The organism is Dinghuibacter silviterrae (assembly GCF_004366355.1).
GTDB lineage: Bacteria > Bacteroidota > Bacteroidia > Chitinophagales > Chitinophagaceae > Dinghuibacter > Dinghuibacter silviterrae.
Genome location: NZ_SODV01000001.1, coordinates 2,075,346 through 2,089,275 on the forward strand (window position 1 = coordinate 2,075,346; position 13,930 = coordinate 2,089,275).

Here is a 13,930-nt window from a genome sequence, read left to right on the forward strand (position 1 = left end):
TGCGGCAAAGTTAACGTAATTTTCCCCCTATGCTCAAGGTCCAATCCTACCAGGTAGCGGACAGTATTGACATCCGTTCGTTCCGGTCAATGTACAAGGAGGATATCTACCAGTTCGATGCAGCCGAGCTGTTTTATAAAACAGGTGCACAGTCCTTTACCTACGTGTTCAAATACGGTGTCGTTTGTTTTATCAACGTCGACGCAGCGGGTATCCGCGCTTTTATCGAAAAGATCGCCCCCTATAGCAAAAACCTGCTCGAAGCCCAGTTCAGCGAAGAGTTTGAAGTGGACGTCAACGCGAGGGAGCCGCGCATAGGATACAACAAGATCGAACTGGCGGGCGCGGACGTCCAGGCGCTCCGGCTGGTTATGCTCAATGTGTCCCAATCTGTGGCGCTGGATTACTACTCGGAACTGACCGAGCGGCTCCAGGAGGAAACAAACGCCCACACCCAGGTTCTGGAGAAAAAGGGAAAGCTGGATATTTCCGGTAACAACCTCACGCGCTACATCGCCAAGACCCTCAACCTCAAAAACCGCATCTCCGAAAACCTGTATGTCTTCGACTCGCCCCCGGAAACCTGGGAGGACGAGCAACTCAACAAGATCGACCAGGGATTGAAAGCCACCTTCGACCTCCAGGAGCGCTTCCGGGACATCCGCGAGGGCCTGGAGATCATCAAGGAAAACCTCGACCTGTTCAAGGATCTGCTCCAATACCGCAACAGCACCTTCCTGGAGTGGATCATCATCGTGCTCGTATTCCTGGAAGTGTTGAATCTGCTCATCGATAAGATATTTAAGTAGGCCCGCGCCGCCAGGCCGCACGCGGCGCCCGCACCGCGGCAACGAGCGGGTTGCGCCCGGGCAGGTAAGGGCAGGTTGCCCCATTGCCAAATTTCCCGGTAATTTAGGCCATGAGAAAGCTTGTCTTATGTCTCCCGCTCCTGGCGACTTGCCTGGCGGCCGGCGCCCAGTTGCGTGTTACCCATCTTACTTGTGAAGGCCTTTCCGATCCCCTAGGTGTCGACAACCTGCACCCCCGGCTGGGCTGGGAACTTCAGGAGGGGGGTAGGGGCGTCCTCCAGACAGCCTACGAGGTAAAGGTGGAAAAAGACAAGAAGGTGGTTTGGGAAACCGGTAAAGTCGCCTCGGACGCGTCTGTTTATGTGGCGTATGCAGGGGCCCCGCTGGTGTCCGCGCAGGGATATTCCTGGCAGGTACGGGTATGGGATAACCGGGGGCACACCTCTCCCTGGAGTGCGAAAACGTTTTGGCGGATGGGGTTACTCACCCCTTCCGATTGGACGGCCCAGTGGATCGTCCCCGGTGTGGACAACGGGAATGCGCCCCTTTTCAGGAAAACTTTTCAAGCCGGCAAAAAAATCCGGGAGGCAACCCTTTTTATCACCGTCCATGGGATGTATGAAGCAAGGATCAACGGGCAACGGGTGGGGGACGCCTACCTGGCGCCGGGCTGGACCAGCTATAATAAACGCCTGGAATACCAGGTGTACGACGTCACCGGTCTGCTTCGCCAGGGCGACAACGCCCTCGGGGTTACCGTCGGTCTGGGTTGGTTCCGGTCCCCCCTGGGTTTCCCGAGGGTAGGGGATCATTATGGCAAGGAAAACGGTCTTCTGGCACAGTTGGAGCTCACCTATACAGACGGAACCACCGAAAGGATCGGCACCGGCGATACCTGGAAATCCAGCCCGGGCAGCATCCTCAGCGCCACCATTTACGACGGGGAAACCATCGACACCCGCCTCGACAAAACCGGCTGGGACAAGCCCGGGTATGATGATGCTTCCTGGAGCCCGGTCGCCCTTCGGGATTTTCCCAAAACAACACTGATCGCCACCCATAACGAACCGGTCCGCAAACACGAAACCTTTACCCCGGTCAGCGTGATCACCACGCCCAAAGGCGAACACGTCCTTGATTTTGGCCAGAACCTCGTAGGCTGGGTGGTTGTAAAGATCTCGGGAAAACCCGGAGACTCGGTCATCCTTTCCCACGCGGAAGTGTTGGACAAGGCCGGCAACTTTTATACGGATAACCTCCGCTCGGCTAAGGCACAGGATTCGTACGTGCTCCGTGGTGGAGAACAGGTCCTGGAGCCGCACTTTACCTTCCACGGTTTCCGGTATGTGCGCCTGGATCAATATCCGGGTCCCGTCCGGCTGGAAGACTTTCAAGCGGTCGCCCTTTACTCCGATATGCCGCTGACGGGTTCTTTTCATTGCTCCGATACGATGATCAACCAGCTCCAGCACAACATTCAGTGGGGGCAAAAAGGGAATTTCCTGGACGTCCCCACCGACTGTCCCCAGCGGGACGAACGTCTGGGGTGGACGGGTGACGCCCAGGTCTTTTCGCGCACCGCCACCTTTAACCGGAACGCCCATAACTTTTTTGTCAAATGGCTCCAGGACGTGAGCGCGGACCAGACCGCCGAGGGCATCGTACCCCCAGTGATCCCCAACGTGATTGACGGTGTTTTTGGGTCCGCGGGTTGGGCGGACGTGTCCACCATCATGCCGTGGAACGTATACCTCGCTTATGGAGACACCCAGGTCCTCCGCAACCAGTACCCCAGCATGAAGGCGTGGGTGGAATACATCCATAAGGTGAGCCGGAACGACCTTTGGAACACCGGCAGCCACTTTGGAGACTGGTTATACTATAGCCCTGCCGACGATAACGACGGTCGGGCTGCCGTTACCGATAAGTACCTGATCGCGCAGTGCTTTTATGCGCACTCGACCCAGTTGCTCATCGATGCGGCCCGGGTTCTCGGCAGGACCGAAGACGTCGCGACGTATACAGATTTGCTGGCGCGGATTAAGGACGCCTTTATGCACGAATACGTGACCCCCAACGGACGGATGGTGTCTCCCACCCAAACCGCTTATGTCCTGGCGCTCCAGTTCGACATGCTCCCCGAGTCCCTGCGGGCACAGGCTGCCGACCGCCTGGTCGGCAACATCCGCGCCTATAACAACCACCTCACCACCGGCTTTTTGGGTACACCCTACCTCTGTCATGTGCTGACCCGGTTCGGACACACCGACGTGGCGTATCAATTGCTTTTCCAGGATACCTATCCCTCCTGGCTGTATCCCATCAAAATGGGCGCCACCACCATTTGGGAGCGCTGGGATGGCATAAAGACCGACGGCACCTTCGAAACGCCCGGTATGAATTCGTTTAACCACTACGCCTACGGCGCGATCGGGGACTGGTTGTACCGTGTCGTTTCCGGTATCGATACCTATACCGATGCGCCCGGGTACAAACACATCGTCATCAAACCCCATCCCGGCGGGCGTCTCACCTCCGCCGAGGCCACCTATGCGGTGAACTACGGGACCATCGCGAGTTCGTGGATCATCGCGGGCGGGCAGTTCACGCTCCACGTGACCGTCCCCGTAAACACATCCGCGACGGTCTATATCCCGGCCTCGTCTGTCGACGCGGTGCGTGAGGGCGCGGGGGCGTTGAGCGCGTCCGCGGGTGTGACCGTCAAAGGCATGGAGGATGGGTACGCCGTCGTAGAAGTGGGAAGCGGAGACTATACGTTCAGCGCGCCGCGGTAGAGCGTCGTGGCTGGCAGGCGCCGCGCGGTTACTCCACCTTCAGACTCTCCGCCGGACTTACCCGCGCCGACCGCACCGCCTGGTACGCAACGGTGCACAGGGCGATCGTGAAAGACGCGATACCGGTCAAAGCAAACAGCCACCAGCTGACGCTTACCCGGTAAGTGTACTCCGAAAGCCAGGCGTGCATGGCCCACCAGGCGAGGGGAGACGCGATGACGAAGGCAATCACGATCAGCTTCATAAAGTCCTTGGAGAGAAGCGTGGCGATGTTGGCGATGGTCGCGCCCAAAACGCGGCGGATGCCGATCTCGCGGATCCGGCTCTCGGCCATGTAGGCGGCCAGGGCAAAAAGACCCAGGAACGAAATACAGATCGCCAGACCGCTAAAGATCGCGGCCAGGGTGCCGAGGTGTTGCTCTTCCCTGAATTTATGGCCGTATTCCTCGTCCACGAATTTATATTCGAAGGGGTAGCCGGGATTATACTTTTTAAAGACCTCTTCTATCCGGGCAAGGTTTTCTTCCGTGTTACGAAGTGGGTTCAGCCGGAAGGTGAGCGCGCCGAAGAATTGGGTGGTTCCCGCGATGACCGTCGGCCAGACCGGGTAGTAGGGGGAGCCGTGTATAAAGTCTTTCACGACACCGACGACGTGGAACCGGCACGAACCCATGGTGACGACCTGTCCCAGGGGCTTTTTAAAACCCATGGTGTGCAGCGCCGCTTCCGTCAGCACCAGGGCGTTTGTATCCGAAGGGTAGCGGAGGACGTCGATGTCCCGTCCCTGGAGTACGCGCAGACCGATGGTCGAGGCAAAGTTCCGGTCCTCCAGATAATACGTAAAATCCTGGCGTGTTCCGGCGGGCTGGCCCGTCCAATGAAAATCGGAAATGTCGTTCCAGGCATCGGTGACGGGGGCATTGGTTTTTGTAAAGCCGGTAATGGCTCCCGAGGTTTGCATACCGGTTTCGATGGCGGCCAGGTTTTTCCTGATGTCGCCGTTGATGTATATAAACAGCAGGTTTTCCTGCGCATATCCCGCATCCCGGTGACGGGCGAACCAGACCTGCCGGTAAATGACGATGGTACAAATCACCAGGGCAATGGCAATGGTAAACTGAAAGACGACGAGCACCTTCCGGGGCGTAACCAGGCCAAATGCACTTTTGAACGTGCCTTTCAGCACTTGTATGGGTTGATAGCTGCTGAGGTAAAACGCCGGGTAACTGCCCGCGATCATGCCGGTGAACAAGACAAACCCCACCGCGAAGACCCAGAACCAGGGATCGGTGTATGGGATGGTGAAAGTTTCATCGATCAGTTTGTCGAACCGGTCCATACACAAATGGGCGACGCCCAGCGCGATCAGACCGCCCATGGCGGCCACCAGGATGGATTCCCCCAGGAACTGCCAGACAAGGGCGCCCTTCCCCGCCCCCATGACCTTCCGGATACCCACTTCCCTGGCGCGGCGCATGCTCCTGGCCGTACTCAGGTTCATGTAATTGACACAGGCGATTAAGAGGATAAAGGCGGCGAGCACACCCAGGGTCTTTACGAAATTGATCATCCCCCCTGTTGCGACGCCGTCTACAAAATTGGAATACAGCCGCCACTTTTTGATGGGATGGAGGAAAAGCTGGTTGGCTACGGAAGGGTCGTTGATCGCGGTGATCGACGAAAAAAGCCGGTCGGCTGTTTGCTCCGTCACGCCCGGTTTGAGGAGCACATAAGTGATGACGCTGTTGTTGATCCAATCGTGGTTTTCCCAACCGATTTCCTTCATATAGGACCAGGGAACGAGATAGCTGAAACTGAACCGGCTGTTGGCAGGCACCGGTTTTAAAAGCCCGGTCACGGTAAAAAGCTGGTTGCTGTCGAGGCTGACGGTCTTTCCCAGCGGATCGGCGTCTCCGAATATTTTTTTGGATAGCGCCTGGGTGAGGACAATGGAGTGTGGCCTGGCCAGGGCCGTGGCCGGGTCGCCTTCCTGGAGGGGGAGGCTGAAGATGGAAAGGAAGTCGTTGTCCGTTAAGTATCCCCAGGCCCGCAAGTGGTCGTCCCCCACGTTAAAAAGGAAGGAACCAACCCACTCCGTACGGGCCACCCTTTCGACTTCGGGGTATTGCGACCGGAGGACCGGGGCAAGGGGCATGGGCGTGCTTCCCCAGCATTCCAGCCTGCCGTCGATCATTGCCTTGTCCATGACCTGGTAGATCCGGTCCTCGTTTTTATGAAAACGGTCGTAGGTTAGGTTGTTGCGGATGACGATCAGGAGCAGGGTGGCGGCGGCCATACCCAGGGCCAGCCCCAGGATATTGATCAGGGAAAAGACCTTGCTGCGAAGAAGGTTGCGGTAAGTGGTCTTGAACTGGGTGCGGAGCACGCTTTTGGCGGGGAGCCACCGCGCGGGGGGCCTTCGGCCGGCGGACCAGGCGGATACCGCGCCGGCGGGGCGGCCCCCGCGCGGGGTCGCCGGCTCCGCGCCCAGCGGATCTTCGTCGAGCGCATCCAGCCTCAGCTGAAGCCTGTCCACGGCCTCGTCGGCGCCCTCGCCGTTTTCATCAAGCCCCCACAAGGCCTCAAGGAGCTGCAGGGAAAACTGCCGGCCCCCGTCTTCTTCCAGGAGTGCGGAAAGTTCCCTAAGCTCTTCCTCCGTGGCTTCCCCGGAGAGTTTCCGGGCAATCAGCCGCCAGATGTAGTCCTTGTCCTTCATGGCACCGAAAAATACAACTTTGCGGCGGCGGAGGGGCCTTAATTTTTTTTACGTAACCGAATAGTTACCTATATTTGAAGCATGGAAAACGCGCCCGTCATCGTCGAAAGACTGATCAATGCACCGGTCTCCAGGGTCTGGAAGGCCCTTACCGACAAAGCCCAAATGAAAGAGTGGTATTTCGATGTCTCGGACTTCCAACCGGTGGTGGGGTTCGAGTTTTCGTTTTCCGGGGGCAAGGACGATAAAAGGTTCCTCCATCTGTGCCGGGTAACCGAAGCGATCCCGGAGCGGAAGATTGCGTATACATGGCGGTACGACGGTTATACCGGGGATTCCCTTGTCACCATCGAGCTTTTTGAACAAGACGGCAAAACACGTGTGCATCTGACACATACCGGGCTGGAGACCTTCCCGCAAGAAACCGGTGACTTTGCCAAGGGCAATTTTGTGGTGGGCTGGACACAGATTATCGGGACGTCCCTGCCGAAATTCGTGGAATATAGTTAACTTGGTAGCAAATGTCTTCGCCATCTGACAAGGATACGCTTGCTATTTTCCGTGAATTGTCGGTGCACGGCAGCGAGGCAGCGCTTTGGCGTTTGCATGCTCTATACTATCCCCGTCTTTTTGCTTTTACCCTTTCCCTGGTCCGCGTAAAGGAAACCGCCGAAGAGCTCGCCAGCGACGTCTTTGTAGATATATGGGAAAAACGCGCCCTGCTCCTGGACGTGTCCCGCCCCGTGGCCTACCTGTTTGTCTGCGCCCGCAATAAGGCGCTCCGGCACCTGCAACGGCCTTCCATCTCCTGGGAATCCTTTGACGATCTCCCCAATCTGGAGTGCGCCCTGGAGCGGGGCCCCCACGAAATGCTCATCTCCTCCGAAATGCTCCGGGTGATCAATGAAGCCATCAAAGCCCTGCCCCCCAAGTGCCGGGTGATCTTCCGCCTTGTCAAGGAAAACGACCTCAAATACAAGGAGGTCGCCGAACTACTGCATATTTCGGAGAAAACCGTCGAGAACCAGATGGGCATCGCTTTTAAGAAGCTCAGCGCCAGCATACCCTTCAAGCTCGCGTGAGCGGGCCCGCGAGCGGCGCGGCGCAACCGCGCCAAAAATTATTTTTCCTCCCCTTGGGGGTACACCCCCCCAACCTGTCTCCTTGTAAGGAGAAGCCACGCTTATGCCCTTAGCCAGGTTATGGGAACTATTAGCCCGAAAGTACAACGACGGCCTTTCGGGGCCGGAACAGGAAGAACTGGATCAGCTCCTGAGCGAACATCGTGATGCCCTGGAGCTCAATGAAATATTGACGCGATCGGAGGATTTGGGGGTGAAAAAGCTGACGACGGCCATGGATGAGGCCCGGAGCAGGGAATGGATCGCGAGCCGGATAGAGAAAAAAGAGACAGAGCCGGTCGATTTCGGCATGCCCGTCCGTCCCTTGTACAAACGCCAGGGTTTTGTCTGGGCGATGGTCATCGGGATTTTCATTGGCGCGGGCTTCTGGCTGTACCGGATCAGCCGCCCGGGAACACCGCCGGCGGAGAAACCCAACCAGGTCGCGACGAGTTTGTCAAAAACGAGGATCACGTTGCCGGACGGGACGTTTGTGGTGCTCAACAAAAACAGCCAGATCAGCTATAACCGGGACTTTGGCGTCCGTCAAAGGGAAATCACCCTGACGGGGGAAGCATATTTTGATGTCGCCCGGAACGAGTCGGTTCCGTTGGTGGTCAAGGCGGGTCCAGTGCACATTACGGTGCTGGGTACCGCCTTTAACGTCCGGGCGTATGCGGCGGATTCGACCATCGAAACATCGCTGATCCGCGGGTCCATAGAAGTGAGTTCTTCGGGGGATCCGGGACGGACGATCCTGATGCGTCCCTATGAAAAGATCGTGTTTAGCAAAGCACCGGCGGCAAACACCCGCAAGGCAAAGGAAGAGCCTTCGTTCGTGATGCTCGACCGGATAAAACCCAACACGGCGGACAGCAGCATCAACGAGATCGTGTGGACGCAGGACCGTCTTGTGTTTCAAAAAGAACCCTTTCAAAGCGTGGCCTGGAAAATGGAGCGCTGGTATGGGGTGAAGATCAATTTCAGCGACACGGGTTCGCGGAATCTTCTCATCACAGGTTCCCTGGAAAAAGAAAACCTGGCGGAGGCCCTGAACGCCTTACAACAACTCTCGCCCTTCGACTATACAGTGGACCGGGGCGTCGTAACGATAAGCAAACGCCATTAATCACCAAATACCCACTGCATGAAATAGCCGACTGTACACAACGAGAAAGGGAGATGCTGCAACATCCCCCTCCTTTTTACTGCCAGGAAATGGGAGCCCCTGCTAGAGCGTTCCCCATTTATTTACCTAACAATCATAAAGATATGATTTTCTCCCTAACTAATTGCTTGCGGAGGGCGCCCGGCTTTTCCGCCAAAACGAGATGGTTTATGAGAGTTTCTTTGGTCGCTACTACTGTTTTTGCCATGCACATGACCTTATGGGCCCACTCACAAAAAACGATGTCATTCACGGCAAAAAAGGAAACTTTAAGAGATGTATTGACGCTGATCGAACAAAATTCCGACTACCGGTTTTTATACAGCGACAACCCGGTCTTTGAAAAGGACCGGTTGACGGTCCGGGTCATTAATGCCGGGATTGACGAGGTCATGACCAAGATCCTGGCCGGTACGGGTTTGCGCTACACGGTCAATAGCAAAGACCTGGTCGTGCTGTCGACCGGTGGACTGGTGGACAACTTCCGCTCGGTGACCGGTGTGGTTACCGGCGACCAGGGAGCGCCCATACAGGGTGCAAGCATTACGGTCAAGGGCTCGAACAAGGGCACGACCACCAATGCCAACGGTGAGTTTACAATCGATGCATCCCCCGACGACGTGCTGGTGTTTTCCTTTGTCGGTTACCTGACACAGGAGGTGAAGGTGGGGGGCCAAACCTCGATCCGGATCGAGCTGTTACATGGGACGAAGTCGATGGAAGAAGTGGTCGTCGTCGGGTATGGCACCCAAAAGCGGGTCAACCTGACGGGTGCGGTGGCTACCGTCGGCGCGGACAAGTTGGAGAACCGGCCGATCGTCAACCTTGCCGACGGCCTTGTGGGGTTGATCCCGAACCTGAACGTCAACCTGGGTAGCGGGCAGCCGGGGATTGAAGCAAAGTTCAACATCCGGGGGTTGTCGACCATCCAAAGTAATGGCAACGCCAACACGTCTCCCCTGGTCCTGGTGGACGGCGTGCAGCGCGACCCCAACCTCATAGATCCCAACAATGTCGAAAGCATCACGGTACTCAAAGACGCCTCTTCCGCCGCCATCTATGGCGGACGCGCGGCGTATGGGGTAATCCTGATCACGACCAAAAACGCAAAGCGAGGAGCGGGACCGCAGATCTCTTATTCCGGTTCCTACACGACCTCCCGGCCGACGAACCTGCCCAAATACGTAGACTCGAAGGGGTACATCGACCTTTTCAACAGCGCCCAGCGGACGGGTGCCGCGACGGGAGGGTATACCAGCAGCGATCCCCTGACGGCCACGGATTCCACGCTGGCGGCCGCCTATCGCGCAAACCCCGCGCAGAACCCCGACGCCTATGTCGACCCGGGGAACCCCAATCGCTATCGCTATGTCGGTAATACGGACTGGGTAAAAGTATTGTATCCCGGCTGGGCGCCCCAGCAGGAGCATTTTGTCTCCTTGTCCAACAGCGCCGGGAAAACTTCTTATGTCGCGAGCATGGGCTATTTCGACCAGGACGGCCTGGAGAAGGTGGCCAAGCAGGTGTACCAGCGGTATACACCCAGCCTCAAGATCAATTCGGACATCACTACCTGGCTGAACGCCGACCTGTCGATGTCGATGACCCATACGAGCAACAACCAGGGCGCGGCGACCCGGATCGGCCAGGGCGGCCCCACCAACGGTTCCTGGATACCCGGTGACCTTCGGCCATTGCAACCGGTCTACAACCCGGACGGACACTTCTCGGGGCAAGGGAACTATTCCAACCCCGTGGCGATCCTGACGCTGTCCGGCCGGGACATCGACACCCGCAACGACTATTGGGTCACGGGCAGGGTCAACCTCAAACCCGTCCGGCACCTGACGGTCACCGGCGATTATACCTGGAACGCCTTTACCGACTTTGACAAAGCCAACCTGATCCCCTTTAACGAGTACGGTGTGAATGGCGCCTTCCTGGATATTTTTCCTTGGACAAACCCCTCCCAGGTCAGCCAGTACACCCAAAACAATTATTATACGGCGCTCAACGCCTACGCGACCTATGAAAACACCTGGGGTAAACACTACGTCAAGGTCCTGGGTGGGTACAACCAGGAATACCAGCACTACAAGGTGGATACCTCCATTACACACGACCTGATCGATCCTTCGGTACCGGCCATCGGCGCGAACAACGACCCCAAGCCCACGGTGACGGGTCAGGAAACGGACTACGCCCTGGTCGGTACCTTTTACCGGGTGAACTACGTGTATGACCAGCGGTTTATGTTGGAGGTCAATGGGCGTTATGACGGCACGTCCCGTTTTTCGCCCAGCCACCGGTATGTGTTCTCTCCTTCCGCTTCCGCCGGTTGGGATATTGCCCGGGAAAGCTGGATGAAGGGGCTGAGCGGCAAGATCGACGAGCTGAAGATCCGGGCGTCGTACGGGGTCCTTCCCAACCAATTGGCGCCGACAGGCGTATCCGCGTTTTACCAATATCCCTACCTGGCGACGATGACCACCGGCACGGTCCCCTACCTCTTTAACGGACAGCCGGGCGTTACCGTGGCAGCCCCCGCCTTGGTGAGCCCTAATTTTAGCTGGGAAAAAGTAGAAACCCAAAACCTCGGTCTTGACTATTCGCTGCTGAACGACCGTTTGAGCGGTAGCCTGGATTATTTTGTCAGCTATACAAAAGACATCCTGGTTCCCAGCGCCCAACTGCCGGCGGTGTTGGGCACCAGCGCTCCCCTGGCCAATGCCGCCGACCTGCGGACCAACGGCTGGGAGGCGAGCATCACCTGGAAGGACAATGTCCTGAACAAAAAACTGTTCTACAGCGTCACCCTGGGTCTGTCGGACAACTACAGCACCATCACCCGCTACGGGGGCAACCCCACCGGCAGCATCTCCTCCGGTACCTACCGGGTCGGCGAAAGACTGGGAGAAATCTGGGGCTATACCACACAAGGGTTTTATAAAACGGACGCCGAGGCCCAGGCCGTGGACAATTCCGCCCTGGCGGGGTACACGTGGCTGGCGGGAGACATCAAATACGCCGACCTGAACCACGACGGGAAGATCGGTTACGGGAACAATACCGTGTCGAACCCCGGCGACCAGCGCATCATCGGCAATTCCACGCCCCGGTACAAGTTCGGGTTAAACCTCAACCTGGCGTACAAAGGCTTTGACTTTGCGGCCTTCGCCCAAGGGGTCCTGAAGGCAAAATACAACCCGGTGCAGAGCAACGTCTTCAATCCTTTTCCCTACGACGAATACGGCATCCCCTATTCTTATGCCACCAACAGCTGGAGCCCATCCAACCCGAACGCATACTTTGCCCGGCCAAGGTTTGCGGGGTACGGGAATGAACAAACCCAAACCAAATTCCTGCAAAACGCCGCTTTTGCCCGCGTCAAACAGCTGACCCTTGGCTACAGCCTGCCCAAGGCCTTGTTGGGCCGTTACAGCATACAAAGGGTACGGGTGTACGTGACCGGCGCCAACCTGATTACGATCACCTCCCTCTTCAAGGGTATCGATCCGGAGATCGCCAACTACCAGGGCGGGTACAATACCTACCCGGTCAACAAGTCGGTGTCCTTTGGTCTGCAGGTTACGTTATAGCAAGTGTTCACAAAAAAATGTAAACAATGACAACAAAATCCTTTATATACATTCTTTTGGGCGGAGGTCTTGTCCTGGCCTCCTGTAAAAGGGAAAAGTTCCTGGACCGGAACCCCATCAGCAACATCAGCCCGGAGAATTTCTTCACGGATGAGACCGACCTGCAACTGTATTGTAACCAATACTACGGCAAACTTCCCGTCCAGAATTTCGTGGATGCGGACGATACGTCGGACGACAAGGCCAACCAGTCCATCAATCAATTCCTGGCGGGGACGTATACCGTCCCCAGCGCCGCGGCCGGTACAACCTGGGATTTCAGCTTTAACCGGACGCTGAACTTCTTTTTGGCCAACTATCAAAAGGCGGCCGTGACCGACAGCGTTAAAAACATCTATGTAGGTGAAACCGACTTTTTCCTGGCCCTCGACTACTGGAACAAGGTCAAGTTGTACGGGGACGTGCCCTTTATCAATACCTACATTACCGATACTTCTACGTCCGTCCTGTATGCGGGCAGAACACCGCACAAACAGGTCATGGATTCTGTCCTTAACTACCTGAATTTTGCGGTGGCCCACCTGCCCCTCCCGGCCAATGCCGCCAAGGGCCGGCTCAATATGTACCAGGCCCTGGCACTGAAAGCCAGGATATGTCTCTGGGAAGGGACCTACCGGGAATACTTTGGCGTAGGGGACCAGACGTCCTACCTGCAAGCAGCGGCCGCGGCGGCGGAACAGATCATGGCGTCCGGTTTGTACAGCCTGTACAGCACGGGTAACCCCGGAAGCGATTATTACAACCTGTTTATCCAGCACGACCTAAGCACCAATCCCGAAGCCATCATGCCCATGCTGTTCAGCACCAACGTCCTTATGAACGGTGTGGACCGTACGCTGGGCGAGTCCGGCGACGGATACAGCAAGGACTTTGTACGCAACTTCCTGTGCACGGACGGGCTGCCCACGGCCCTGAGCCCCTTATATAAGGGCGACGACTCTCTCGACGAGGAAATCATCAACAGGGATCCCCGTTTGAAGCAGCAGATCGCCACCCGCGGCTTTGACTTCCTCGCCGGGGACACCATTTCCCTGCCGCGCATAGGGACGACCGTTACGTCCACCGGCTATCAGTGCATCAAGGGCCGGTCTTCCCTTATCACCGACTGGAACGCCAACGCGTCTACGCTGGAGTTCTTTATTTTCCGTTACGCAGAAACGCTCCTGATCGACGCCGAGGCAAGGGCCGAGCTCGGCACCTGCACCCAGGCGGTGATCGACGGCACCATCAATTTGCTCCGCGCCAGGGTAGGCATGCCGCACATGATCATCGCGAGCCTGGTGCGCGACCCCAATTCGCACTTCCCCAACGTCCCCGTCCTGATCGACGAGATCCGCCGGGAGCGCCGCGTGGAGCTGGGCGCCGAGGGCTTCCGTTTTGACGACCTCCACCGCTGGAAGGCCGGTACGTTGATCAACAACCCCGAAACCATCCTGGGGATCAAGCTCCTGCCGCAAGTACGGGCGGAATACCCCGCCAGCCAGGTAAGCAGCATCGTGGTCGACGCCAACAACTATGTGCGGGTATATCCCAGCATCACCGCCCGCGTATGGGCCGATAAAATGTATCTCTATCCCATACCTACGGGGGAAATAACGCTTAACCCCAACCTCGTACAAAATCCGGGGTGGTAATCGTCGCAGTCGTTTTGGAAAATCGGGA

The 13,930-nt window shown here is 57.1% G+C and carries 8 protein-coding genes; 7 read left to right on the plus strand and 1 reads right to left on the minus strand.

Annotated elements, in window-relative coordinates:
• The first annotated feature begins 29 nt into the window (after positions 1 to 29).
• Both EDB95_RS09320 and EDB95_RS09325 read left to right on the plus strand, forming a co-directional pair.
• Complete coding sequence (locus EDB95_RS09320; RefSeq protein ID WP_133992915.1) at positions 30 to 809, plus strand: RMD1 family protein; 780 nt, start codon at positions 30 to 32, stop codon at positions 807 to 809.
• Between the two features lie 110 nt (positions 810 to 919).
• A complete protein-coding gene (locus EDB95_RS09325) occupies positions 920 to 3,604 on the plus strand; it encodes a glycoside hydrolase family 78 protein (protein ID WP_133992917.1) in 2,685 nt (894 codons plus the stop codon).
• A gap of 28 nt (positions 3,605 to 3,632) precedes the next feature.
• Here EDB95_RS09325 and EDB95_RS09330 read toward each other — a convergent pair whose 3' ends face one another.
• The gene (locus EDB95_RS09330; RefSeq protein WP_133992919.1) at positions 3,633 to 6,320 is read right to left on the minus strand and encodes an ABC transporter permease; all 2,688 of its coding nucleotides are present in this window, start codon (positions 6,318 to 6,320) and stop codon (positions 3,633 to 3,635) included.
• 81 nt (positions 6,321 to 6,401) lie between these two features.
• Between EDB95_RS09330 and EDB95_RS09335 the strand changes: the two genes are divergently transcribed.
• The 5 genes from EDB95_RS09335 (at position 6,402) to EDB95_RS09355 (ending at position 13,902) form a co-directional block, all read left to right on the plus strand.
• Positions 6,402 to 6,830: an SRPBCC family protein gene (locus EDB95_RS09335; protein WP_133992921.1), complete on the plus strand. Its 429-nt coding sequence runs from the start codon at positions 6,402 to 6,404 to the stop codon at positions 6,828 to 6,830.
• A gap of 11 nt (positions 6,831 to 6,841) precedes the next feature.
• Positions 6,842 to 7,402 carry an RNA polymerase sigma-70 factor gene (locus EDB95_RS09340; RefSeq protein WP_133992922.1) on the plus strand — a complete coding sequence of 187 codons (561 nt, stop codon included), beginning with the start codon at positions 6,842 to 6,844 and terminating at the stop codon, positions 7,400 to 7,402.
• Between the two features lie 103 nt (positions 7,403 to 7,505).
• The gene (locus tag EDB95_RS09345; RefSeq protein WP_133992925.1) at positions 7,506 to 8,570 is read left to right on the plus strand and encodes a FecR family protein; all 1,065 of its coding nucleotides are present in this window, start codon (positions 7,506 to 7,508) and stop codon (positions 8,568 to 8,570) included.
• Between the two features lie 209 nt (positions 8,571 to 8,779).
• Complete coding sequence (locus EDB95_RS09350; protein WP_211352065.1) at positions 8,780 to 12,208, plus strand: TonB-dependent receptor; 3,429 nt, start codon at positions 8,780 to 8,782, stop codon at positions 12,206 to 12,208.
• 26 nt (positions 12,209 to 12,234) lie between these two features.
• Positions 12,235 to 13,902 (plus strand): RagB/SusD family nutrient uptake outer membrane protein, encoded by a 1,668-nt coding sequence (locus EDB95_RS09355; RefSeq protein ID WP_133992927.1) that lies wholly within the window; start codon positions 12,235 to 12,237, stop codon positions 13,900 to 13,902.
• The last annotated feature ends 28 nt before the right edge of the window (positions 13,903 to 13,930 follow it).

What these genes read in the sequence shown, in the direction of transcription:
- EDB95_RS09320 (WP_133992915.1), top strand. Translation starts at nt 30, where the DNA reads ATGCTCAAGGTCCAATCCTACCAGGTAGCGGACAGTATTGACATCCGT.
- EDB95_RS09325 (WP_133992917.1), top strand. Translation starts at nt 920, where the DNA reads ATGAGAAAGCTTGTCTTATGTCTCCCGCTCCTGGCGACTTGCCTGGCG.
- EDB95_RS09330 (WP_133992919.1), bottom strand. Translation starts at nt 6,320, where the DNA reads ATGAAGGACAAGGACTACATCTGGCGGCTGATTGCCCGGAAACTCTCC.
- EDB95_RS09335 (WP_133992921.1), top strand. Translation starts at nt 6,402, where the DNA reads ATGGAAAACGCGCCCGTCATCGTCGAAAGACTGATCAATGCACCGGTC.
- EDB95_RS09340 (WP_133992922.1), top strand. Translation starts at nt 6,842, where the DNA reads ATGTCTTCGCCATCTGACAAGGATACGCTTGCTATTTTCCGTGAATTG.
- EDB95_RS09345 (WP_133992925.1), top strand. Translation starts at nt 7,506, where the DNA reads ATGCCCTTAGCCAGGTTATGGGAACTATTAGCCCGAAAGTACAACGAC.
- EDB95_RS09350 (WP_211352065.1), top strand. Translation starts at nt 8,780, where the DNA reads ATGAGAGTTTCTTTGGTCGCTACTACTGTTTTTGCCATGCACATGACC.
- EDB95_RS09355 (WP_133992927.1), top strand. Translation starts at nt 12,235, where the DNA reads ATGACAACAAAATCCTTTATATACATTCTTTTGGGCGGAGGTCTTGTC.